23 protein-coding genes, 2 pseudogenes and 1 other annotated feature are annotated in these 24990 nt (G+C 36.1%); of the genes and pseudogenes, 15 read left to right on the plus strand and 10 right to left on the minus strand.

All coding sequences use genetic code 11. The features are described from left to right. Positions 1-180 precede the first annotated feature (180 nt). Together BGM26_RS05860 and BGM26_RS05865 are read left to right on the plus strand one after the other, a co-directional pair. Positions 181-567, plus strand: coding sequence for an SET domain-containing protein (locus BGM26_RS05860; protein ID WP_217038773.1), 387 nt, complete (start codon positions 181-183; stop codon positions 565-567). A 310-nt stretch (positions 568-877) separates the two neighbouring features. Further along, positions 878-2003 (plus strand): annotated as a pseudogene (locus BGM26_RS05865) (DUF438 domain-containing protein). A 114-nt stretch (positions 2004-2117) separates the two neighbouring features. Here BGM26_RS05865 and BGM26_RS05870 read toward each other — a convergent pair. Continuing rightward, positions 2118-3014: a DMT family transporter gene (locus BGM26_RS05870; protein WP_217038774.1), complete on the minus strand. Its 897-nt coding sequence runs from the start codon at positions 3012-3014 to the stop codon at positions 2118-2120. Between the two features lie 58 nt (positions 3015-3072). Continuing rightward, positions 3073-4242 (minus strand): MFS transporter, encoded by a 1170-nt coding sequence (locus BGM26_RS05875; RefSeq protein WP_302053222.1) that lies wholly within the window; start codon positions 4240-4242, stop codon positions 3073-3075. Positions 4243-4474: 232 nt separating this feature from the next. Between BGM26_RS05875 and BGM26_RS05880 the strand changes: the two genes are divergently transcribed. Further along, positions 4475-5029, plus strand: a complete 555-nt coding sequence (locus tag BGM26_RS05880) for an HXXEE domain-containing protein (protein ID WP_217038775.1) — start codon at positions 4475-4477, stop codon at positions 5027-5029. 108 nt (positions 5030-5137) lie between these two features. Here BGM26_RS05880 and BGM26_RS05885 read toward each other — a convergent pair whose 3' ends face one another. The 3 genes from BGM26_RS05885 to BGM26_RS05895 form a co-directional block, all read right to left on the minus strand. Further along, positions 5138-5962, minus strand: coding sequence for an aldo/keto reductase (locus BGM26_RS05885; protein WP_217038776.1), 825 nt, complete (start codon positions 5960-5962; stop codon positions 5138-5140). An 86-nt stretch (positions 5963-6048) separates the two neighbouring features. After that, the gene (locus BGM26_RS05890) at positions 6049-6258 is read right to left on the minus strand and encodes a cysteine-rich CWC family protein (RefSeq protein WP_217038777.1); all 210 of its coding nucleotides are present in this window, start codon (positions 6256-6258) and stop codon (positions 6049-6051) included. A gap of 46 nt (positions 6259-6304) precedes the next feature. Beyond that, complete coding sequence (locus BGM26_RS05895; protein ID WP_217038778.1) at positions 6305-7240, minus strand: hypothetical protein; 936 nt, start codon at positions 7238-7240, stop codon at positions 6305-6307. A 501-nt stretch (positions 7241-7741) separates the two neighbouring features. Between BGM26_RS05895 and BGM26_RS05900 the strand changes: the two genes are divergently transcribed. The 12 genes and pseudogenes from BGM26_RS05900 (at position 7742) to BGM26_RS05955 (ending at position 18129) form a co-directional block, all read left to right on the plus strand. Beyond that, entirely contained in the window at positions 7742-8065 is a 324-nt protein-coding gene (locus tag BGM26_RS05900) for a rhodanese-like domain-containing protein (protein WP_254119058.1), read from the plus strand. A gap of 50 nt (positions 8066-8115) precedes the next feature. Continuing rightward, positions 8116-9189 (plus strand): LLM class flavin-dependent oxidoreductase, encoded by a 1074-nt coding sequence (locus tag BGM26_RS05905; RefSeq protein ID WP_217038779.1) that lies wholly within the window; start codon positions 8116-8118, stop codon positions 9187-9189. Between the two features lie 19 nt (positions 9190-9208). Next, a pseudogene (locus BGM26_RS05910) lies at positions 9209-9277 on the plus strand (hypothetical protein); the annotation flags it as partial. Between the two features lie 81 nt (positions 9278-9358). Next, entirely contained in the window at positions 9359-10561 is a 1203-nt protein-coding gene (locus BGM26_RS05915) for a macrolide family glycosyltransferase (protein ID WP_217038780.1), read from the plus strand. A 201-nt stretch (positions 10562-10762) separates the two neighbouring features. Then, a complete protein-coding gene (locus tag BGM26_RS05920; protein ID WP_217038781.1) occupies positions 10763-11782 on the plus strand; it encodes a TIR domain-containing protein in 1020 nt (339 codons plus the stop codon). Further along, on the plus strand, positions 11779-11958 hold the full coding sequence (locus tag BGM26_RS05925) for a hypothetical protein (protein WP_217038782.1): 180 nt from the start codon (positions 11779-11781) through the stop codon (positions 11956-11958). Before BGM26_RS05920 ends, BGM26_RS05925 begins: the two co-directional genes overlap by 4 nt. 537 nt (positions 11959-12495) lie before the next feature. Beyond that, the gene (gene cuyA, locus BGM26_RS05930) at positions 12496-13491 is read left to right on the plus strand and encodes a D-cysteate sulfo-lyase (RefSeq protein ID WP_217038783.1); all 996 of its coding nucleotides are present in this window, start codon (positions 12496-12498) and stop codon (positions 13489-13491) included. 696 nt (positions 13492-14187) lie between these two features. Beyond that, positions 14188-14431: a binding site (T-box leader), on the plus strand. Between the two features lie 71 nt (positions 14432-14502). Next, the gene (locus BGM26_RS05935) at positions 14503-16206 is read left to right on the plus strand and encodes a 2-isopropylmalate synthase (RefSeq protein WP_217038784.1); all 1704 of its coding nucleotides are present in this window, start codon (positions 14503-14505) and stop codon (positions 16204-16206) included. Between the two features lie 308 nt (positions 16207-16514). After that, positions 16515-16697, plus strand: a complete 183-nt coding sequence (locus tag BGM26_RS05940) for a hypothetical protein (protein ID WP_217038785.1) — start codon at positions 16515-16517, stop codon at positions 16695-16697. A gap of 14 nt (positions 16698-16711) precedes the next feature. Continuing rightward, on the plus strand, positions 16712-17230 hold the full coding sequence (locus tag BGM26_RS05945; RefSeq protein ID WP_217038786.1) for a hypothetical protein: 519 nt from the start codon (positions 16712-16714) through the stop codon (positions 17228-17230). Between the two features lie 72 nt (positions 17231-17302). After that, positions 17303-17440 (plus strand): hypothetical protein, encoded by a 138-nt coding sequence (locus BGM26_RS05950; protein WP_217038787.1) that lies wholly within the window; start codon positions 17303-17305, stop codon positions 17438-17440. A 236-nt stretch (positions 17441-17676) separates the two neighbouring features. Further along, entirely contained in the window at positions 17677-18129 is a 453-nt protein-coding gene (locus BGM26_RS05955) for a GNAT family N-acetyltransferase (RefSeq protein WP_217038788.1), read from the plus strand. 631 nt (positions 18130-18760) lie between these two features. On the opposite strand, the gene BGM26_RS05960 is transcribed toward BGM26_RS05955, so the two are convergent. The 5 genes from BGM26_RS05960 to BGM26_RS05980 form a co-directional block, all read right to left on the minus strand. Further along, complete coding sequence (locus BGM26_RS05960) at positions 18761-18901, minus strand: hypothetical protein (protein ID WP_217038789.1); 141 nt, start codon at positions 18899-18901, stop codon at positions 18761-18763. A 352-nt stretch (positions 18902-19253) separates the two neighbouring features. Further along, entirely contained in the window at positions 19254-20501 is a 1248-nt protein-coding gene (efeB, locus tag BGM26_RS05965; RefSeq protein WP_217038790.1) for an iron uptake transporter deferrochelatase/peroxidase subunit, read from the minus strand. 15 nt (positions 20502-20516) lie between these two features. Continuing rightward, complete coding sequence (gene efeO, locus BGM26_RS05970) at positions 20517-21692, minus strand: iron uptake system protein EfeO (RefSeq protein ID WP_217038791.1); 1176 nt, start codon at positions 21690-21692, stop codon at positions 20517-20519. Beyond that, the gene (locus BGM26_RS05975; RefSeq protein ID WP_254119061.1) at positions 21679-23163 is read right to left on the minus strand and encodes an FTR1 family iron permease; all 1485 of its coding nucleotides are present in this window, start codon (positions 23161-23163) and stop codon (positions 21679-21681) included. The genes efeO and BGM26_RS05975 overlap by 14 nt, the downstream gene beginning before the upstream one ends. Before the next feature lie 608 nt (positions 23164-23771). Beyond that, positions 23772-24962, minus strand: a complete 1191-nt coding sequence (locus BGM26_RS05980) for a HupE/UreJ family protein (RefSeq protein WP_217038793.1) — start codon at positions 24960-24962, stop codon at positions 23772-23774. Positions 24963-24990: the final 28 nt, after the last annotated feature.

Raw genomic sequence — 24990 nt, forward strand, 5'->3', positions numbered from 1 at the left:
GCTCCTGGAGCGAAAATCAACTAGACCACATACCACTTTTTGGATAAATAGTAACAAAGTTTACGAAAACATTTCCTTAAAACAACGATTGCTTAGTTAAAACAGTTGCTTTCAGCTTGATCAACTGTCATTCTTAAGTAGGTACTAAACTCAATAGAAATGAATGTGAAGGTGATTTACATGATTGAAATAAAGACTTCCAAGCTAAGTAACGGGGAATTTAATCGAGGGGTATTCGCGACACGTGATATCGAAAAAGGAGAACTTTTACACGAGGCGCCGGTCATTCCGTACCCAAATGAGGAGCATAAATTTATAGAGAAAACGATACTTGCTGATTACGCTTTTGAATATGGGAAAAACCACACTGCGATCCTTTTAGGGTACGGGATGCTGTTCAACCATTCGTACCAGCCTAATGCCACTTACGATATCAACTTTCCAAACCATACGTTTGACTTCTTTGCTTACACGGATATTAAAGCTGGGGAAGAGATTCTAATCAACTATAATGGCGACGTCGATGACAATGATCCTTTATGGTTTAATAAGGAAGAAATCGAATAAAAGCTGAAATCAATAACTAATAAGTTAAATCATTTGTGAACTCAATTTAATGTTCTAAGCCCTAACAGCCTATACTTAAGGCTGTTTTTTTTGCTAAAACCGTTGTGACTGCAATCACTACCTATATCTTAAATAAATGGTACTTTAATAATGAGAATATTTATCACTTGTATTCATTTATAGCAAGACAAAGCAAAGGAGAATCCTGATGAGTGAAATCATTAATAATCGTGAACAACCAATAATTAATAAAACAGAACGCCAAGAGATATTAAAGCAAATTTTTAAAGATCTTTATAATGGAAGAAATGTGAATGAAGTAAAGGCTCATTTTGACGCATTGATCGGCAAAGTTACCATCGAAGAGATTTCCCAACCGAAGCATGAAGAAATGGAAGCGGGTGATATTCCAGTTGCTGAAATGCAGCGACTATATTCAGCACATACGGAATTTTTTAGAGGGGCTATTGAAGAGACCCACCAATCCCAATATCCTGAAGATGAGCCAGGTCATCCGATTCACACCTTTAAACTGGAAAACAAAGAAATTGACAAGCTGATTAAAAATAAGCTTCAATTGCACTTGGAGCAGTTTGATAGTGAGGATACAGCCGAAAATGTGTTTCGCCTTATTGAAGATTGCAATCTATTACTTGATATCGATAAGCATTATAGCCGAAAAGAAAATTTGATTTTCCCATATTTAGAAAAGTACGGAATTTATGGACCTACGAACAATATGTGGAGAATTGATGATTTTATTCGGGACGCCACTAAAGACGCAAAACAAAAATTAGCAAATTATCATGGAGACAAGCAAGCAGTTATTGATGTTGTTCATTTTATCATTAAAGAAGTAAGCGATATGATTTACAGAGAGGAAAACATTCTATTTCCCATGGCCTTAAAAAATCTAACCGAAGATGAATGGGTAAAAATCGCTCATGAAAGTGATGAAATCGGATTTTGTCTGACAAGTCCGGCTGAAGAATGGAAGCCCGAAAGAAAAGCATTAGATGAGAAAACCATCTCTGAAGGATTTATTAAGATGGAAACAGGGATCTTATCTTTAAAACAGCTTGAGCTGCTTTTAAATCATCTGCCAGTTGACATCACCTTCATTGATAAAGATGATGTTGTCCGCTATTTCTCTCATGGGAAAGAAAGAATCTTCGCGCGAACAAAAGCAGTCATCGGCCGTACCGTCCAAAACTGCCATCCGCCTAGAAGTGCCCACATTGTTGAGGAACTATTGGAAGACTTAAAATCAGGAAGGAAAGACACAGAGGATTTGGATCAAATTCCGTGATAAGTTTGTGTATATTCGCTACTTTGCAGTTCGGGATGAGAACGGAGAATATATCGGTACCCTTGAATTCACGCAAAATATTGATCCGATTCAAGCCATAGAAGGGGAAAAACGGATCATGTCATAAGGAATATGGATTTACCATAAAAATATTATGTAAACTAGAGAGAACTTCATCTACTTTAGTTGAATAGGCGGGGGTGATAAAGATGTTCAATTTATGCCCCCGCCTAAAAAACAACTAACGTTTGCTCAAGACCTGTTCATTTATCTTAATGACTTGCTTCTTTTTGTCAGAAGTCCAGTTTACAAGGAAGATGGAGATAAAAATAAGACCTCCACCTATAAAAACATACCATTTAAGAACCTCTCCCAATAGGAGCCATCCTGATAAAACGCCAAAGAAGGGGGCCAAAAACAAAAATGCGCTCGTTTTACCAGGATCGCCTTCATTTAACAAATAGAACCAAATCATAAACTGAATGATTGAGGCCATGATAGCAAGCCATAAAATGATAAAAACGGATGTACCATTAATGGTCAATTTTGGCGTCTCGATGGTAACGGCCATTAATAACAAAAGAAGCCCGCCAAAAAGCATTTGATATGCTGTTAATACCCAAATATTGAACCGAGACCCCCATTTTTTAATTAACAAAGTAGCAATCGCCCATGATAAAGCTGCCCCAAGTCCAAGGATGGTTCCTTGCTCCAATTGAAGGTGAAAACCGAGCGTAATAAATACACCAATAAAGCCGATAATCACGCCTGCCCAATGGAAGATGCCGTATTTAGCTCCAAGAAATATCGTCCCTAATATAACGACTAGCAAAGGATTACTAAATGTTAATATGGATGATTCTCCTGCTGTGATGGTTCTTAGACTTACAAATATACATCCCATTACACCAGCTGTCTGAAACAGACCCACTAGGAAAATCCTACCCCAATCTGCCCATGATTTTGGCAGCGGCTTTTTTATAAAAATGAAAGCCATAAGCACACCGGCAATAGTAAATCGAAGCCCGACCAATAGCAGCGGCGATACATAGACTAAACCGATTTTTCCAAGTGCAAAGGATGAGCCCATCAGAGAAGTCGTTAAGACAACAAGTATTCCGAACAAAATAGGATTCATTTTTTCCTCCTAATTTATTTGCCTAGTACCTTTGTAATCGCACTTGTGTAGGCTTAACTTAGATGGACTGAACCTTTTTTGTCTGTGCTGTATAAATACGATACAAAACAAAGGCAATGAATGATAATACAATCCCTGAAAAATAAGGCAACCCGACCGTAATTGAAAAAAGCCAGCCGCCTAATGGAGGACCAATAATTCTTCCAAGTGAATCAAAGGAAGAAAGAAAACCGGTAGCACTGCCATGTCCTGCTGTCGAGGTTTTTGTCAGCAATGCTGAAACGCTAGGGCGAATAACCCCATTTCCAATTCCAAAAATAGTTAAAAAAATCGCTGCAGTCGTGAAACTGTCAATAAATAGAATAAGCCCAAAGCCAATCGCGGAAATAACAATTCCAATTTGAATGACAAATCCTTCTCCAAACTTTTTGGTCATTCTTCCAACTAATCCGCCTTGAACAATCGCCCCAGCCAGTCCCATAATCATAAAAATATAACCAAGATCAACGATCCCTAATCCTGCCTTTTCGGCGGCAAAATAAGCAAATGTTGCTTCCAAACCAGATAAAGACAGAGAGACAAACATTTGCAGAAAAAACAAGATCGAATGAGGCCCATTCAAAACTTCCCTTAAAGAGGATTTATCTTTATTCTGCAGCTTTCTGTTATCTTCAGTTAAAGATTCCTTTAAAAAAATCCATACAAGGAAAAAAGTGAGAAGAGAAGAGACTCCTGAAATATAAAAAGGCAGACTTAGACTAATTTTGGAGAAAACCCCGCCAATGGCTGGTCCGAACACAAAGCCTAGTCCAACAGCTGCACCAATTATGCCCATCCCTTTTCCACGGTCTTCCGGTGTTGTTATATCAGCCACATAAGCCATAACGGTTGGCATATTAGCGGAAGATAGGAATCCCCCGATAATTCTAGCTGCAAACAACATCCACAGCGATGAGGATATGCCCATTAAGAAAAAAGAAAGAGCAAGTCCTAAAATACCAATCATGATCACGGGCTTTCGACCAATCCGGTCAGAAATCCGTCCCCACATCGGTGCGAAAAAAAGCTGCATAAGTGAATAAACGGCCATAAGCAGCCCTAATTGTGTCGGCGTGGCACCGATGTTTTCGGCGTAAAAAGGTAATACGGGAATAATGATCCCAAAGCCGATCATGACGAGAAACATGACAGCAAATAAAATGGGTAAAGCCTTTTTTGTTTCTAACAAAATTTCCACTCCGTTTCATGATGTTTGCATTCATTAGACTTGACTAACATAAGTATAATTATTGTCCATGTGGATAGTCAATTTCAACGTTGCAAGGATCTTTGATATTTTACTAAATATTAACAAACATGGGTATGGTTTCATTTTCCCTAAAAAACATAACACTAAGTTTCGCTAGTTACCTCTTTTCAGTAAAAAGGCCAATAAATTCAGATGAAATAGGAGGCAGAAGATGCTTGAAGGATCCCATAATCTTTTCGATATCGTCACAGTTATTTGGTTGTTCCCAATCGTTTTTATGTTTCATGACTTAGAAGAGCTAATAACAATTGAGCATTTTTCGAAAAGCAACAAAATTAAGGATCAGAAGCCGATGCCTGCCGTATTTGCTTTATTCGCTTTAATAGTCAAAAGAAAATTTAGTACAAAGACAGTCCAGTTTGCTGTTGCAGTTACCTGGATTTTTCTTATCCTTTCATTTATCACATTATTTACTGTTCAGTCTCTTCCAAACGGAGGGAGTTTTCTTCTGTTTATTGCTGCAATAAACATATTTTTTTTACAGGTATTTACTCATATTGGACAAACCATCATTTATCGAGGCTATACGCCAGGTGTTATAACGGCGCTATTCATCGTTATCCCTTATTGCCTCTATACCTATTATCGCTTGTTGGAATCGGATCTTATAGACTGGCAATTCATATTTGACAGTATTCCTATCAGTCTATTCATTGTACCTGTTCTCCTTATAGGGAATATTTTAGGACGTCTAATCAATCCTTAAAGATAAATCGCTTAATTGCTGGAATGTTTTTTGTACCACTTACTGCTTACTGCGGGCAGTTTAATAAAAAAAGAAGTGATTGTGGTCACTTCTTTTTCATCTACTTATTTATCGGTTATTATATTCGCTTGGCTTTGGACCATTACGCTGGTCGCGATTAAGTTTATTAATCTCCGCCATTTCATTTGCAGATAGCTCAAAACCAAAAACATTAAAATTCTCTTCAATTCGTGATGGCGTGACAGATTTAGGGATGACAATTGAGTTATTTTGTAAATGCCAGCGTAATACAACTTGGGCTGGTGTTTTCTCATGTTCTTGAGCAATCTTTTGGATAACTTCTTCCTTTAATACTTCGCCACCTTGTTGTAGAGGGCTCCATGCTTCCACAAAAATATCATGCTTTGCACAAAACTCTTTTAACTCATTTTGAGAAAGATATGGATGGCACTCCACTTGGTTTAATACAGGCTTTACTTCACATTCTTTTAAAATACGTTCTAAATGCTCAATGTCAAAGTTACAAACGCCAATCGCTTTGACACGTCCATCATGATAGAGTTTTTCTAATGCTTTGTATGTATCAACATATTCATCAAATTCAGGAGTTGGCCAGTGGATTAAATATAAATCAACATAATCGAGGCCTAACCTTTCCAAACTTTCATCAAAGGCACGCAATGTGTTCTCGAAGCCCTGATCGCTATTCCAAACTTTTGTCGTTATAAAGAGCTCCTCGCGAGGCATGGATGATGCTTGAATCGCTCTCCCAACACCATTTTCGTTTTTATAAATCATTGCCGTATCAATAGACGTATAGCCCACTTCAAGTGCTTTCGCAACAGCAGCAGTTGCTTCTTCATCTTCTACTTGCCAAACACCCAACCCAAGCTGTGGCATCTTTAAACCATTATTTAAAGTAACAAAATTCATCTCGCATTTCTCCTTTTATTTCAATGATAAATCCTTTCGACGTACAGTACCTAGGGTATCAAGATATGGGTTTATTTTCAAATATTTCAATCGCCTTTACTTGATTTTACAAACTGCTCTAAACAATTTTTACAAATACAGACTTTTCTTAATTGATCAGGGGGAACAAGATCAAATATTTCTTTCGGAAAGTTTTCTTCGGAACACCAGCAGATACCTAATGATTTATCTAACGAATTGCAGCAATAATTACTTTTTCCGCAGAGGGGGCAGTATTCGTTCTTGATTTCTACCATTCTCTTAGAACACCTCCATTCCAAAATTTAGTCACTTGACTATTTGTTAGTTTACAAACTTCCTTGATAACGCTTCAACAAGCAAATAGCCAACTTGACGATCGGAAATTGAATATTCCTTTTTGATTGCCAAGCATAATGAAAAGATTAGTTCAGAACCTTCAGATTGTGCAAATTCAATTCCGAATTGCCCCATTAAATAACGGCCCATATCCCATCGTTCGTGATAATGCTCCTCTTGCATCAAATAATCTCTTATTTCTAAGAGATTTCGAGCATGTGGAATGCAATCTGGATTTTTAGCTAAAAAATCTTTTAGTGGTATTGAAAAATCATAGGTTCCATTCACATTCCGGGAATATACCGACGACAGTATTCTTAGAAGAAAATCTGTATTTAGGGCAGGACTTAACATCTGGACAAAAGGGCTTTTTAAAAACTGGCCGAATGTAAAAAGAGCTTGATCGATTTCCGTCATTTTTAATCCCTCATGGCTAGAATGTTCGTGGATATAAGGAAGGTACTCATCAAAATACAATTTCACCCATTGTTTATTGTCTTTCGGTATTTCCAAGATTAACTCTGTTTGTATATATTGAAAAGCGCGATAAGTATGCTGGTCAAAGAGCGGATAATACTCAGGATTAATGAGATGTAACAAAAATATTTTCCATACTCCATCACTCAAAAAATCCAAATCATAATCGACATTTACTTGGTCGGATCCCTTTAAACTGTTAATTAAATGAATTTTTTCTGTAATCTGTTTGACTGTTTCCTTTTTCTTTTTACTTAATGTCATGCCATTTTTCCACGTAAAGAGTGCGTATAGATCTTCTTCAGAGAATTCACTTTTTTGAATGTGTTCATTATAGAGTTCATTGCCCTTAGGATGTTTTGGCTTATAGCTATAAAGGGCAGCCCAATACTTCGTGAAATCATGAAAATCACTGCACGTAATTGGCCCAAGTTTCGTATACATTTATCTATCCCCTTATGAATTTCAAGATTTTCCAACTCTATTATATAATATGTTTTAGGAAACGAATATCCAATTTATTCAAAACAACATCCCCCTCCTAGATTTTCCTATCTTTCATCCCATTTCCCTTCAATCAAAATGTTATATTTAAAGAGAAAAGCACGGTGAACGTTTATGAAAGATGAATCAAGAAAAAACAATATGAGATTTTTCAATTACCGAAAATCTTGTTAGAATACATCTTTTCCAAAATTGTATGTATATTCCTTGCTATAATTTATAATAAAATTGATAGAGTCTGTGTACGTCAAAATTTTTGAAGTTAGGTCGGTGAGAAAATGACAATCGCTGAAATTCATGGGAAACTTCCGGAAAGCGAAGGGATGGAAGATTTACTGACATCTGATGTCTTCTCTGTTTTCAAATATCTCCCAGTTCAATCGCCTTGATTCCTTCAAAATAATTGTTATAAAAAATACCGTTTAAGGTGGTCCAATAACGATGAGAACAATTAATCCAAAAGAACTAAATGAAAAAATGAAAGCAAATAACGAATTATATATTTTAGATGTCCGCGCAAACGAAAAATACGAGAAAGATCATATTCACGACGAAAATATCCAAAGCATCAATATCGTAAAGACACTAATACTAGGTGAAACAAACAACGAGGCGATTTCCGCTTTACCGAAAAATCAAGAAATCATCGTCACATGCACAACTGGTAATTCTGCCGGAAAATGCGCGGCGGTTTTGGCGGAGAAAGGCTATAATGTAACCGTGCTTGAAGGCGGGATAACAGCTTGGAAAGAGCATCTTGAATAAACGGATAATAAATTTAAAGTTAAGATGTCATAGTATAGGAGTGTTTTGAAATGGAGATCGGGATAAGTACATTTGTAGAAACAACACCGGATGTTGAAACTGGAGAGGTAATAAGTCATGCACAACGAATTCGGGAAGTAGTCGAGGAAATTACACTCGCAGATCAGGTAGGTCTGGATGTTTTTGGTGTAGGAGAGCATCATCGCGAAGATTTTGCAGCGTCTTCTCCGGCAGTTATACTGGCTGCTGCTGCATCGCAGACAAAACGGATACGCTTGACGAGTGCAGTAACGGTCCTCTCTTCTGCTGATCCTGTACGGGTGTTTCAGGATTTTGCAACGCTTGACGCTATCTCGAATGGACGAGCTGAAATTATGGCGGGCCGAGGTTCTTTTATTGAATCGTTCCCGCTGTTTGGTTACGATTTGCAAGACTACGATGAGTTATTCGAAGAAAAGCTGGAATTGCTGTTAAAAATACGGGAGTCGGACAAAGTGACATGGCGAGGAGGGCATCGGCCGGCAATTCAAAATCTGGGTGTATACCCGAGGCCTGTTCAGAATCCTTTGCCCGTTTGGATTGGCAGTGGCGGGAATTCCAGTTCCGTTGTACGCGCAGGCATGCTAGGACTGCCGCTTGTGTTAGCAATTATTGGCGGCAGTCCGTTGCAGTTTGAACCGCTTGTACGACTTTATAAAAGGGCAGCCGCTAAAGCAGGACATGACATATCAAAGCTGCCGGTTGCCTCGCATTCGCACGGATTCGTTGCGGAGGATACCCAAAAAGCGGCCGACAAATTTTTTCCTTCAACTCAGCAAGTAATGAATAAATTAGGTAAAGAACGTAGATGGGGACGATATGACCGCTCAAGCTTTGATGCTGCTCGCAGTTTTGAAGGAGCCTTATACGTTGGTGATCCAAAAACGGTGGCTGAAAAAATAATACACCTTCGAAAGAACGTTGGCATAACACGCTTTATGCTGCATGTACCGGTCGGCACAATGCCTCATGATGATGTCATGAGAGCGATAGAACTTTTAGGAAAAGAAGTAGCGCCTATGGTTCGTGAAGAAATATCCAGTTGGGAAGGCGCGAGTGAAGGGAATCAGCAAGCTAATGAATAGATATTAGGTTAGAAGCGAAAATGAAATGTTTATTTTGATATTAGGAGTAGCCAGAAAAGATGAACGAATACGGGCAGTCTGTATGTAAGGTTCAAGAACCAATCCCAATGCTCTCAAAAATATTTTTCAAGACACAAACTAAAAAGATATTAGCTATGGAGTGGTGAAAATGGCACGTGTTTTATTTATTAATGCCGGATCAGAAGGACATATCAATCCAACTATTGGAGTTGTACAAGAGCTTATTTCGCGCGGAGAAGAGGTAGTGTACTTTACGATAGAAGCTTTTCGAGAGCGAATTGAGAAGACGGGAGCCACTGTACGAATATTAGACGGCCAAAAGTTTTTAAAAGCCTTTATCTCGGGTGGAAGAAATTATTTACTTGAAAGAATAAACGGTCTTTTACTTACGGCAGATATTGTCATACCTAGCGTACTTGAACAGATTGAAGGAGAACATTTTGATTACATCATCCACGATTCCATGTTTGGTTGTGGACGTATACTTGCCCATATACTTAAACTTCCGGCAATCAATTCTTGTACTTCTTTTGCGCAGACAAAGGAATCATTCGATAATATGCTGGAGCAGCTTTCTAAAAATATTCCTGCAGAAGTGGTTAAAGAAACAAACGAAGAATATCAAAGCCTGACGGCAATGGTGAATGAAAAATATAATATCGAGATCCATTCTCCTTACGAAGTTTTTTGTAATCCTGCATCAATTACAATCGTTTATACAACTAGGGAGTTTCAACCTTTTGGAGAAGCATTCGACCAAACTTATAAATTTATAGGTCCATCCATCCCTACACGATTAATTCAAGAAAACTTTGAGCATACATCAATCAAGGGAAAAAGACCAATTTATATTTCACTGGGTACTGTCTTTAACCAAGCCATTGATTTTTATAAGCTTTGTTTTAAGGCATTTGGGAACACTGATCATACCGTTGTCATGTCGATTGGGGAAAAAACTCAAATATCTGATTTAGGGGAGATCCCTATAAACTTCATTGTAAAAAATTATGTTCCACAAACTGAGATACTGAAATACACTAAATTATTTATTACACATGGTGGAATGAACAGTAGCCATGAAGCTCTCTATTACGGGGTTCCGCTCATTGTTATCCCACAAAGCGCGGATCAGCCGATCATTGCCGAGCAAGTTGCCAATATCGGTGCCGGTATTAAATTACAAATGCAAGGCTTGACTGCAAATCAACTACGTGAAGCCGCTGATCATGTGTTGAACCACCCATCTTTCCAAAAAGCTATTTCAAATATAAGTAAAGCCTTTCAAAAATCGGGTGGATATCAGCAAGCTATTGATGAGATTTTTGAATTTAAAAGTAAAAATGGTATCTAATTAAAATAATTTCCAAGCTGCCATTAATGGTGGCTTTTTCTTTGTGGTTACGGCCATTCCTTTTTAAATTTAGTAATTAAATATTCGCTCAATAAAAAGTATAAAATGATATACTGTTAAGTGAGGATTAATTTAACAATCTAACTCAATACATATCAAAATTTGTTTGACATTAACCTGAAAAAATTCATAGGAGGCATTATGGTAGAAAATAAACCTAGTGTTTTTATCGGCTCGTCTAGAGAGGCTATGGATTATGTAAACGCTGTTCAAAAAGCACTTGAATATCATGCAGAAGTTAATCCTTGGTATGCAGGAGTTTTTACACCGGGAAATTACACAATGGAGGATCTCGAAAGACAATTAAGCCAAAATGATTTTGCTATTTTTATATGTTCCCCAGACGACATAATAGATATACGTGGTAAAACCTTTTTAATTACAAGGGACAATACCTTATTTGAGATGGGACTGTTTTGGGGAAAGTTAAAAAGAAGAAGAGTTTTTTATTTAATTCCGAATTCAGTACCTAAAAAAAGAGATGATATAGATATTCAAGATTATCATCTTCTTACAGATTTAATCGGCATTAATCCCTTAACATATCAGGCACAATCAAAAAATTATGATGCAGCGGTAAGTGTATCATGTCACCATATTATAAAGAAAATAAATGAACTAAAATTCTTTAAAGACCCAGAAATGCTTTTAGAAGTAGTACAAAGAAGGCAAAGAGAAAGAGATGAAGTTGCTCTTTTCACCCTTAAACTAACTAAAGAACTTATAGAGAACGATAAATCAAAAATATATGAATATTTATCCGATGCACTTAGAAGTGTTTATGCTATCCATTCATTATTTAAAATGGATGGAGTAGGTGTATGGAAAAAAGAAGGGACGGACGGTTTAAAACACGTTGCAGGAAAAGCCGGGGATGTAAATTTTTATCCTTTTAATGCAAACGATGGTAAAGAAGAAGATGCTGCAGACAGAATTCTTGTGATTGATAGCTTATTAAAAGGGGAAGAATTGGTTCACTTAACAAAAGATCACTTGTTTAAAACTTATTTAATATGCTATCCTATAGGTAATAAATTAGTAATTACAGTAACCATTTCCGGATCAGACGTTCTAACTGATGATCAAATCGATTCCCAATTTCTTGCTAACTATGATTTGATAAAAACAATAAATTATCTATTCGGAGGTGCTTCTGAATGACCAGAATTATTAATCCAGCTGAACAAAGAAAAGTTTTCGATAAGGATTTGTATAAACTTGGAAAGCCTGTTGTTGGTGTAAAGGCAGTGGCACCCGTAAAAGGTAAAGAACAAGTCGGAGCGGTTGTTTATAAACGTAAAGCGAAATACGGCGATCTTTTTGAAAATCAAGCATAAATCAATTAATTATAAAAACACTTCAATCTTTAGGTTGAAGTGTTTTTTATGTAAACTACGCTTTGAGTAATCCGTGGCACAGTATTATCAAAATGGCATTTTTCCTATTGATCTTCTAATTGATAAACATTCTTAATATTTTTGAAGGTTGTTTTAGCATTGATCGTTGTTTTAAACTACGTTCAAACTCCAAAAAAGTCCGATTTAAGGATTTAATTCACTACTTTAAAGATTGAGCATGGTTCCTTTTTTTAAGAAGTGCAGGAGAAGGAACAGTGACTTGTCTGCAAAATGAAATACCAAGAAGTTAGAAGGGTAGCTAAATTCTTTTCAATTTTAGAAAAATAATATCAATATTGCTAAATTGGTAATTTCGATAATTACTATGTTTTGCAGTGCGCCTTGCCAAAAATGAAAATAAATAAATAATTTTAATATTAAAACTGTAGATTTTATAAGGTTTACAGAATTGGCATAATTTTTGCATACAACTATATATAACTAGCCTTAAACAGAGGATACAGGAGGAGATTTCATATGAATTTAGCACAATTTCCTAGAAAGCGATATACAACGGCCTATACACCCATTGAAAAATTACAACATTTATCTGAGGTTCTTGGGGGTCCTTCCATTTATATGAAACGGGATGATTTACTTGGGCTAACAGCTGGTGGAAATAAAACAAGAAAGCTGGAGTTCCTTGTTGCAGATGCAGTAGAAAAAGGTGCGGATACGTTAATTACCTGTGGAGGCATTCAATCCAATCATTGTCGTTTAACGCTCGCTGCAGCTGTTAAAGAGAATATGAAGTGCATTCTTGTATTGGAAGAGGGGCTTTTAACCGATTCTGAGCCAAATTTTAATGGGAATTATTTCTTATATCATTTATTGGGCACTGAAAAAGTCAAGGTTGTGCAGAATGGGACAGACTTGATGAAAGAAATGCAACAAGTAGCGAAAGAGGAAACAGAAGAAGGCCATATACCTTATATCATTCCGGTTGGAGGATCGAATCACATTGGGGCAACAGGATATGCTGCGTGCGCTCAGGAGATTTTGGCACAATCCTTCGATCAAGGAGTCTCGGTCAATGCCGTCGTTTGTGTAAGCGGTAGCGGCGGAATGCATGCAGGTTTGGTGACAGGCTTTTATGGAAATCAAAGTAATATACCCGTAATTGGAATAAATGTAAGCAGAGGTAAAGTGGAACAAGAAGAGAAAGTCTTTCAGCTTGTTAAAGAAACATCAGCACATATTGGCATCCAAAGTTCAATCCCTTGTGAGGCGGTTACGTGTTATGACGAGTATGTCGGACCAGGCTATGCTATACCTACGCAAGAAATGGTCGAAGCCGTAAAGCTCATTGCAAGAACAGAAGGGATTTTGCTGGATCCAGTCTATACTGGTAAAGCGGCGGCGGGACTCATTGATTTAATCCAAAAAGGATTCTTTAAGAGGGAAGACAACATTCTATTTGTGCACTCTGGCGGATCCACAGCGTTATATGCCAACACTTCGCTCTTTCAGTAAAGTTTTTGTTACTCAAACGTCTGAAAATTATATCAACCTTCGGAAGAATTTTTTCATTATTTTAGAAATCTAGTATAATCATTTATATAAAGTGGATAACAAAAAAAGGTAAAAAGCGGCAAAACATTGAGTGTTTTGCTTTTTTTCGTACATAGTTTTTTTGAATTTAAAGTTGGCTTGAACATTGAAATATAGGACAGTGAAAAAAATTTTATTTCATAGATAAGCTCCATTACTTTTTTTAAGTTTAAGTGAAAAATGAAATGGTTTTGGTAGGTTACCTGATTCACAATTGATTTTTATATTAATGACACCCATTTTTAAATACAATTAAATGGAAAAATATTTCACTAATTGTTCAAATAAGAAAAAAATTTTTTAAGGGCTATTTAGCTATTTAATAGGATTCAAAACTCTTAAAATATCTTGATAAATCGGCTTTTACTATGAGGTTAAGGGGAAGGGGAATGGTGTCATAAAGGAAGTTCTTTAGTAATATTTTTAATTTCCAGTAAACGTATAGTGATAGTTGATGGAAAATGATAATTATTATCTAAAAATTGGTTTCCATTAATTTCCTAGAGGAATTATAAGGAACTTGTAAAAGGACAAGGAAGTCTAAACTATCTTTATTTTCGATAAATTCAGTATTGACAACTCGAATTTATCAGTATATTATCGTATTTAATTAAATAATAACAAGCAAAGATTGGAAATAGTAAAAGGATTTATAAATTTGTCAGAGAGCCGATGGTTGGTGAGAATCGGTAGTTATAGCCTTTGAACTCATCCATAAGCTACTCCCTGAACATAATCAGTAGGGGATGTCGGTTTTCTACCGTTATGAAGATAGGTGGTGATTGCCACCGAAAATGAGTGGGTTAATATTATTATGATTAATCAATTAGAGTGGTACCGCGAGCAATGCCTCGTCTCTATATTTTTATAGAGGCGAGGCTTTTTTTATTTTTTTAAAAATCAACCATTATAAATGATAAGGTGGGAGTACGAATGAAAAATATCGATAAATATTCTAGAGGTTACTTTATGCCCCCAGTGCAAAGCATGAAATGGACAGAGAAGGAGTATATTACAGAAGCACCTACATGGTGTAGTGTGGATCTTCGAGATGGAAATCAGGCTTTGGTCGTCCCTATGAATCTGGAGGAGAAGTTAGAGTATTTTCAATTGCTTTTGCAAGTGGGTTTTAAGGAAATAGAAGTGGGGTTTCCTGCTGCATCGGAAACAGAATATGCCTTTTTACGTACATTAATTGAAGAAAATTTGATTCCGGATGATGTGACAATTCAAGTTTTAACACAGTCAAGAGAACATATTATTAAAAAAACTTTTGAAGCGTTACAGGGTGCGAATAATGCAGTTGTGCACTTGTACAATTCCACATCTGTGGCACAGCGTGAGCAAGTATTTAGAAAATCTAAGGAAGAAATTATTGATATTGCTGTAACTGGGGCAAAAATGCTTAAGAAATATGCTGCTGAAACTGAAGGGAATTTCCAATTTCAGTATTCTCCGGAAAGTTTCACAGGAACAGAAGTGGAGTTTGCGCTTGAAATTTGCAACAAGGTAATTGATATTTGGCAGCCGACAGCTGATAATAAGGTAATTATCAACCTACCAGCTACGGTATCAATGTCTATGCCTCACGTTTACGCAAGTCAAATTGAATATATGAGTGACAATCTGAGCTACCGAGATAATGTAATCCTATCACTTCATCCACACAATGACAGAGGAACTGGGGTAGCAGATGCCGAGCTAGGAATGCTTGCCGGAGCGCAAAGAGTCGAAGGAACATTGTTTGGAAATGGAGAAAGAACAGGGAACGTGGACATCGTAACGCTTGCATTAAACATGTTTTCACACGGGGTAGATCCGAAGCTGAATTTTGAAAATATCCCAACCATTATTTCTAAATATGAAAAATTAATAAGAATGAAGGTTCACGAAAGACACCCGTATTGCGGTGAACTTGTCTTTACTGCATTTTCAGGCTCCCATCAAGATGCCATTGCCAAAGGTATGAAGTGGCGCGAAGAAGAAGAACGTCAATATTGGACTGTTCCTTATCTATTAATTGATCCGATGGATATTGGAAGAGAATATGAAGGAGATATTATCCGAATTAACAGCCAATCCGGTAAGGGAGGAATCGGTTATATCCTTCAGCAAAAGTATGGAATAGATCTACCTGCCAAAATGCGTGAGAGCTTTGGATATAGTGTGAAAAATGTTTCAGATCATAAGCACAAGGAACTTATGCCGAATGAAATCTATGACATTTTCATCAATGAATATGTGAATATTAATACCCCTGTTGAATTTATCCGTTACGAATACTCTCAAAATGGTCTTTACGAAACAATTGTATCGATCCGAATGCATAATGAAGAACATGAATTTACTGGTGTGGGAAATGGAAGACTTGATGCTATCAGCAATGCTATTCAAACACAACTGGGTATCGACTACACAGATTTGGTCTATAAGCAGCATGCGCTGGAAATAGGCTCAGGATCAAACGCTGTATCTTATGTAGGAATTACCGCAAAGAATGGTGCTGTATATTGGGGCTGCGGAATTGACACTGATATTATGATTTCCTCAGTAAAAGCTCTGTTTAGTGCTGTTAACAATTTGGTATCCAGCTTGCAACTTCCTGTTCATAAAGAATTTTTCCTTTCAAATAAATAAAATAATAAAGTCGATAGAGGAAATTTAGCAAGTTTACAATTCCCTTCCAAGCTATTGGGAGCGACTGTTCAATAAGAACTGTCGCTTCTTTTGCTAACTCTGAATAGGCTACAATATATTTAATGAAGTGAGATATTTCAAACCGGTACATATTCTTTGATAAAAGTCATTTTTACAATAAGATACCGTTAAAAATGAATCTATATAATAATTATGTAGGTCGTTTTTCTATCTATTCTGCTTCTTTTAATATTTATATTTGACTAACAAACTGAGATAATGGATACTTATAGTAAGGGGGGATTGTTATGGTAGCTTTCGCAAAAAGAACAGCGCTAAAGCTGGATAGAGTGGATAATCAAAAGATATTACAAGAGCTGAAGGCGGAGAAGAGTGCCAATATCAATCCAGATTATCGAGCGTTTTTAAACTCTTGTATCCGTATATCAGCAAATGTTAGGAACAATAAAACAACTCATAGAGTATTCTGAGGAGTAAGACCATAATGAATTTCGATAATATAGAATTTTTGCCCTTGGACCAAACCTACCAGTTAGTTCAAGGGTTTTCTTGTGGGGACAGTTGGATAGATGGTTACTTAAAACAACCAAATAATGCTTTATTTGACCATAACTTAGGGATATCATCTACGACAACATTGATTTATGAGGGAGAAGTAATTGCCTTTTTTACGGCTAATTGTTCACACCTTGAAATACCTATGGAAGAAGCTAGAGAGATAGGACTACAAGATGATTTATTCATCCCGGCCATTGAAGTAAAGTTTCTAGGAGTAAGGACGGACCTAAAGAAGATAGGTATTGGGACATACTTGCTGCAGTTTATCATAGGTAAAGTCCTTGAAATTACACCAGTCTTTACATGTCGGTATATTTTCCTTTGGTCTGTTGAGGATAAGGTAAAATACTATCAGAAGAGATACTTCCAACCAACTGGAAAAGAAGATAATGGACTTCATTTGATGAAGTTTCTAGTACCTACATATTTTTCAGTAGAGGAATAATAGATTTCTAGAATAAATTGTCATCTAGGAGTATATATATCTACAAAGAACCTTTACGTGGTGGTGGATAATATGAAACTAGGTGCTAAGAAAATTATTGGTGGTAAAGCAAAGGACATTTTTGACGAAATGAAAACAGACAACCATTCAAAATCAAAGAAGAAATTCATGAAAGATGCGAAAGCAATTGCAAAGAAACACACTAAATAATATTTATTTCTGAGTCGCCTAGATGCGGCTCATTTTATTTTTGTGTCTAATCCTTTGGAATCAAAAGTGAGTACATTCTTTATATGGAAGCCAAAGAATGATCATATTATGCAACTACATACTTTTATAAATTATTGATTTAGACAGGATTCTGTAAAGTAATGTAGAATATCTGAGGTTAACCAAAAAACTGTTAAAAATATGAAAGTTAAAAATATGAGGGAGAAAGAATAGGAATGAATGTTAGAAAGCTAAGTAAAGGTGAAACAGTTCCAATGGATTTGTTGTTATTGGCTGATCCTTCAAAAGAGATTGTTGAAGAGTATCTAAATAGGGGTGAGTGTTTTATAGCCGAAAGTGAACAGCAAATTGTTGGAGTTTATGTATTACTTCCAACCAGACCAGGGACAGTTGAGTTGGTCAATATCGCAGTCGTAGAAGAGCAACATAGTAAAGGTATAGGGAAACAGTTAATAATGAATGCAATACAGGAAGTTAAGACAAAAGGTTTTAAAACAATTGAAATTGGTACTGGAAATTCCAGTATTGGACAATTGGCTTTATATCAAAAATGCGGCTTCAGAATTATTGGTGTTGACATAGATTTTTTCATTAAGCATTATCCAGAAGAAATTTTCGAGAACGGTATTCAGTGTAGAGATATGATTCGCTTATCTCAAGATTTATAGGGTAAACGAGAGTGATCCTTTTTCCATTTAAGGAGGCGTATGATCATATTTGTTAGTAATGTATTCAATTATGTATCTCATCCGGTTAGAGATTGCATGGTGCGGTTTTGAGGGTATCAATAATTCTATGTACTCAAATTCTTGTCTCCAATGTAATTTAATTTATGTGTTCGTACAGAGGGAAAAATTACGAAGAAAAAAATCTAGTTTACATAATATATATTATAGGAAGTAAAATAAAATCGCGCGAGTTCCATCTCATTATTAAGTATACTTAAGATAGTGAGACAAAATCGAGATTTAAGTGAAAAACGATACTAAATTGATCTATTTTAGATGATTCCGAAATAATCTTGCTTGAAATTAATTTCTATTTGGATCAATTTCATTATTAAATTTTATTAAATTTCTCTATTTTATTTTTAAAAATTGTTTTATTTACTGAAATCTTCAAGTCAATTATTATTTTTGTGAAATTGTTCCAATAATATAATTCTTCTTTTCAAAAGATGCCCAATTATCTTCTTTTCAATCTAATTCACTTAGTTTACATAATATAATTATCATTTACTTTCAGCTGTTCCGTAATCATAAAACAAACACAATAAAAGTGTCTGTCAAACTGTACGATTTATTCACTTTCTGGTGTGCTGTTAAAATAAATCTCAGCATTTTCGTTGTTATTGTTGGCTACATTCTTTTTCTTATTCTTGCCCATTTTCCCGTCGGACTCATAGCTTTGCTTATAAGAATTTTCATTTTTCTTTATCAAAATTTGTCACTCCTTTGCCAATAGAGTGTGTAATATGTTAATTTTTATACTATTTATTTCATTTTTTAATGGTATATCACTACTTTTTTAATTAACTACTTAGTAATTGGCTGTTCATGACTAGCAGATCTGGAACAGTTAAATTTGTTAAATTGAAATCTTTTAATGAGTATAGATAATATTTGGTTATTCCTCCACTTCCGCTGGTGTCAATGCCAATATACATATCTTTTACTTTTTTCTGTTGAATACGAAAAAAACACCACTAATAATACGATACAGGTACGTACCCCATCGAACATTAGTGGTGCTTCCGCATATTTAGTGTTTGCTCTAATAGCTGAATTCATTACTAACTTTCTAAAAGATTCTTGGCAAGATACTCCCCTTGACCTATTCCACCAGGGATTGCAAACATGGCACTACCGATATGCTTCGTATATTCGTTTAACAAATCCACTTGTGAAAGCTTTTTTAACATTGGAATAAGCTGCACTTCTGGATTTTTTTGAAAACTAATAAATGCCAATCCTGCACTCATATGTCCTGTTGTTTGATCGATGCCATCTGTAAAAGAATAGGCGCGTCTAAATATTTGTTGACCCGACTCTTTAGCAAGCCGAACGTGTGAGTTAGCTGGTAATTGACTCAAATCAACTGAATCATGTTCATTTACTCTTCCATAAGCAGCGCCGCTCATTTTTTTCCTTCCGAATGTGTCTTCCTGACTCTTTAAAGAAGTGCGGTCCCAAATCTCTAGTGTCATTAGAATTTTTCTGAAAGCCATATACGTACCGTTCTTCATCCATTCTGGTTCATCTTGGTCGGCCCATACAATTTCATTTAAAGATTTTTTATCATTATTTGCAGGGTTTGCTGTACCATCTTTAAAACCGAATAAATTTCTTGGTGTTTTTCCTTCTGCCTTGTTCAAAAATCCTGATTGCATCCAAGTTATTTCCGCTACCCCGTTGGAAGCCTTTATTAAATTCCGAATGGCATGAAAAGCAACTTGCTGATTATCAGCACACACTTGAATACAGATGTCCCCTCCCACAAATGGTTCTTGAATAGCATCACGAGGCATTGATGGGATATCTTTCAGATATTTTGGTTTTTGATTAGCAATCCCAAAACGATCAACCCCATTTTCCATAAAGAAAGTAGGGCCTAATCCAAATGTAATGGTTAAATTTGAAGACGTTAAATCTTCTGATTCTCCTGTATCGACTGGTGGAAGAAAATCATTTGAAGAACTAGCTGTTTTAACGCTCCCTTTGCTTAATTCTTCACTAAGATTAGTCCATTCTTTAAAAAGCTTGATAATTTCCTGTTTATGATCTGTTATTACATGAAGAGCAGCAATATACATATAATCCTGCTGTGGTGTGTCAATCCCAGCTTGATGCTCTCCATAAAAAGGTATGACATCATTATTTGTTTTTTTATTCTCTTTACTTGACGGTTGGGCCAAAACATCTGACATTGCTGTAACGGCACCGAAACCACCCGCTCCTAATGCCACCCCTACACCAGCAATAGCAGACATTTTAAGAAGATCACGTCTTGAATATTTATTAGAGGTTTTCTCGGAAGACATCTCTTCTTCTCCTTTCTACTGTAAAATCATAGCTGTTTGTGCCATTAATTCAGAGAGAACTCCTAATTTTTGGCTTATTTCGCGAATTTGCTCTTTTGTTAATTCAGAATATAGCACATACTGTCCGTTCTTTTTATATGAATTTAATATTGTTGTCATTTGAGTAAACTGAAGATCTAATTTTGAAGCAAGTTCTTTATCATTTTCAATTAGGGCTGGGAGTATTGCATTGTATATTTCGAATGACCCTTCAACGTTTGCTCCTAAATCCATCAAATCAACATGTGAATACCGTTCCTCCTCACCAGTGATTTTAGAAATGGAAGCTTCGTTTATTAATGAAATAGAACCTGCAACGACCTCAGTAGGTCTAAGTTTTAAATCTTTTACTTCTTCTTGTAGTTGTAGTACATCTTTATATAATTGGTCCGCAACACTTGGCATACTATCAAGTTGTTCATTTTCCCATAAAGCCTTTTCTATGCGATGGAAACCACCCCATTCTGAAGGGTCTACATCACCTTCACGAGCGTCGATTTTGGGATCAAGTTCTCCAAAGCTTTCAGCAATCGGTTCAATCCGTTCATAATGAGTACGTGCCTCAACATATAGTTCTTTTGCTTTTTGTACATCCTTATCTTTTACTGCATTAGTGAAATCCTGAGTACTACTTACTAATTTACTAGTTTCATCCAGTACATAAAGCTTATATTGCTCGACAGCTTTATCTAATGCAGCCGTACTTTTTTCTTCGGTTTCTTTTGCATTTTCTAATTTTGTTAAAGCTTCATCTAGTGAAACCGCTAATTCCTTTATTTTTGCAAGGTCTGGTTTATCAGTAGAAGCCTCCGAATATAAAGGCAGTATATATTTTTCAATCTCTGTATATAATAAAGGAAATGTTTCACGAATATTACTTTCACCAGAAAGCCATTGATTATTTAGTTGATCGTTTACTTTTTTAATACTTTCCATGTTTTTATTAGATACGGCTTCATTAAAGGATTTTAATGAACTTTTCAATTGAACAGCAGTTGTTTTTATATCATTATTCCCTTCTTCTTGAGTGACAGCTGATGATTTATCTGCTGAAGTCGTTTTATCCGTATTTGAACTGCATCCTGCAAGTGACGGGATGAGAATAGAAGATGATAATAATGCAACCATTAAACGTTTATTATTTAACTTCATGAATAGTGCCTCCATTTGTCTTAGATAATTTCTTTTTGTTAATATATTGATAAGTTAAAACACATACAGCCATTAAACTGATTACTAGCTGTGGCAAGGTACTGTACCAAGAAGGATAAACACCAATAAACGAAACTGTTGGAATACTTTCATTTACTGTTGAATCAATGAGACCAGAAAGCTGCAAACTATGTATTCCCGTACCCATAAATTTAATGCATAAATAGAATACGATAATACTTGAAACAAAGAAAAACGGCTTCAATGGCAGGAATGAACCTACTTTTAGCATTAAGATTCCAAAAATAACTAAAATTCCAACCCCCACTACAATCCCTATTAAAAACTTCTCTATCGGCATTCTATTAACCATTCCAACTAGGAAAATGACTGTTTCCAACCCTTCCCTTAAAATGGCTAGGAAAGAAAGAGCTGCAAATGAAATTAATTTTCCATTACTAATGGCTTTCTCCGTTTTCCCTTTAATAAAGCTGTTCCAATGTTTTATATTTGAATTTCTATGAAGCCAATAACTTACATATAGCAGCATAATACTAGCAATTACCCCAGACCAGCCATTAATTAAAAAGTTATTTTCGCCAAAAGAAATAGCTTTTAAGAAATAGGTTACTAACAGCCCAATTAACATACTGATTAGTAATCCGGATAATGTACCTCCCCAAATCCACTTTCTCCCGTTAGATACGTTTGCTTTCTTTGTGACGGCTAGGAGTGATCCAATGACTAAAAGCGCTTCTACCCCTTCTCTAATAGGTATGAGTGCCGCATCCCATAGCCCATACGAATCTTTTTGAAGTGGCTCAAGATCGGTTATCATCTGATCTAATGTTTTACTAGCTTTTGAGAGATTGTTTTGTTGGATATAGCCTTCTAATAAGACAAGATGTTTTTCAGAATTGTTATATATGCTCTGGGACTGACTAACAACCTCCCCCTCAACTCCTAACCAGTCTCTTCTTAGTTGTTGAGCTTGTTCTGTTGCTTGATTCATATCTTTATTGGAAATCGACTCTTTAGCCTTTTTTAATAACGTGATATACGAAGACAAACTCATTTTTTCAATTTTATTGGGATGATCATTTAACGTACCTTCTGAATAATCTTTTATTGTTTTTGTTAAAGAAGATATGTCTGTTAATGATTTATTTTTGTCCTCATTTAGTAGTGATATCGTTAATGCTGCTGTTTTGGATTCAATTTCACTGTAGCCAATAATCGAATCTGAACGAATCTCATTTTTTAATTTCAAAAATTGATTTTTATAATCATCGAAAGACAAATTTGCCTTTTCTAAACCACCATTGCTCACATCTTTTTCTACCTTATCTAAAAGAGGAATAAGTGTTTTTATTGCATCTCTTGCATTATTTTCTTCAGCAAACCCTATTGAATATAAACTAAGTGAAACGAGGTATAGAATGATAACCAGAATATTTACTCTCTTGAACAATTTGAGGCACCTCACATAAATGCAAATGAAAATCAATATCATTATTATCCTATGTAAAATATTTATTTGTCAATATCGTAGTTCTTTCCAAATTTAAAATGGCGAAAACGATGTGCTACTTACAATTTCAAGTTGTGGGCATAAAACTATTAATGTCTTTTGACATAAAAATTCATCCGTATGCCTGATATTTTGGTTAGCGAATCAAAAATCCTTTTGCCCCGAATACCAGGCTATAAACTTTTTGGATCCCTACGCCTAGCCTTTTCAACAAAAAAAATATAGCAACCTAAAAAGTTGCTATAATAATCTCTATAATACGTATATTCATTTTCTTAATTCAATAATTAATACTACCATCCAAAGCAGAATACTTCTTGCAATGATAATTATTAGTTGAAAGCCTTTAAGTTGTAAATCCATATTTTCCTGACTCTACCCCAGGTGGAGAGAATCGATGGTTTTACTTAAGCAATCGGTTGCATTTGATTAGAAAACGCGAGCGCTCGTCTAGCGAAAGTACACAAGTCGCTGGGCGCTACTCGAAACTACCGCTTCAGACCCTTTCTCCTATGGAGCAGGACATTTCTTCGAGTATAACGGTGCACTTAAATACCAACAGCTCGTTGAATAAACCAAACCAGACCGATTGTTATGATCGAAGCTGAGCTAACGGAGACGAAAACTGGAAAGCGTTTATACCGTCGAAATAGGAATAATAAAGGTAGTACTAGAGCAATAACCGCTATCTGGCCAATTTCGACACCCACATTGAAAAAGAGCAGAGAAGACGCAATGGTACTACGGGAAAGTTCCATTTCCTGCAGGATACCTGCAAATCCAAATCCATGAATTAAACCAAAGAGCAGCGTAACAATCCACCGGTTTTTCGTTTCCCATTTCAGTAGATTCGCCACAGCGACATAAATGATACTAAGGGCGATAGCCGGTTCCACCAATCGCTCCGGGAGTGAAACAATCCCTAAAGTTGCCAATCCAAGTGTAATGCTATGTCCGAGAGTGAATGCAGTAATGACCTCTACTACTCTTCCAAACGAAATGGCAGCCGGAATGATTAGACAAAGCACAAATAAAATATGATCATAACCTGTGATAATATGCTCGATTCCTAGAAAGGTGAAGTTCCATGCTTGGCGCAGCCAATTACGTTCGCCTATTACCATTTCTCGTTCCGCAATTGTAAAGGTAAACTCTTGAGTTCCCTTCTCTCCATCCACAGTGGCAAAGTTTATATGCGAACGGTTAATGTCATCTACAAATAGATCATAAGCAATCCTGGTAGATTTACCTTCACATGAGTAATGAAACTGGAAATTGGCTAACGGATGATTATCAATCATACTAACCTTTGTAGACTGGAGCCGAGGTTCACAAATCAGTTCATCCCGGTATACTCGCATTCCTGAGGCAAGGTAATCCATTATTTTATCTTTCTGATCACTAAGCGCGCTCTCCAACTCTGCAGTTGTTGGTGCGGTTTCAATACTGATCGGTAGTTCCACAGCTATTGCAAGCTCCTTATAATCAAGAGTCAGATCAATATCTACTTCTTTCGTTTTTTCATGTATGTTCATATATCCGTAGCTATTCGTATGTGCATGAACATGAGATGGCAGTATGCTATACAACAAAACTCCTAATAACAGTACAATAAAATTTGCAGAAAATAATGAAGTCCGATGCATGGATAAGTCCCTTCTTTCTGGTGCAATAGGCAGATACTGCAATAATGGTGAACGACTAAAGTAAACACATAACAAACAAAGGAGATGGAACATATGCCCCATCTCCTTCACATAGGAAGAA

Origin of the sequence: Bacillus sp. FJAT-29790 (assembly GCF_019039215.1) — a bacterium.
In the GTDB taxonomy this organism is placed as follows: Bacteria; Bacillota; Bacilli; order Bacillales; family Cytobacillaceae; genus Cytobacillus.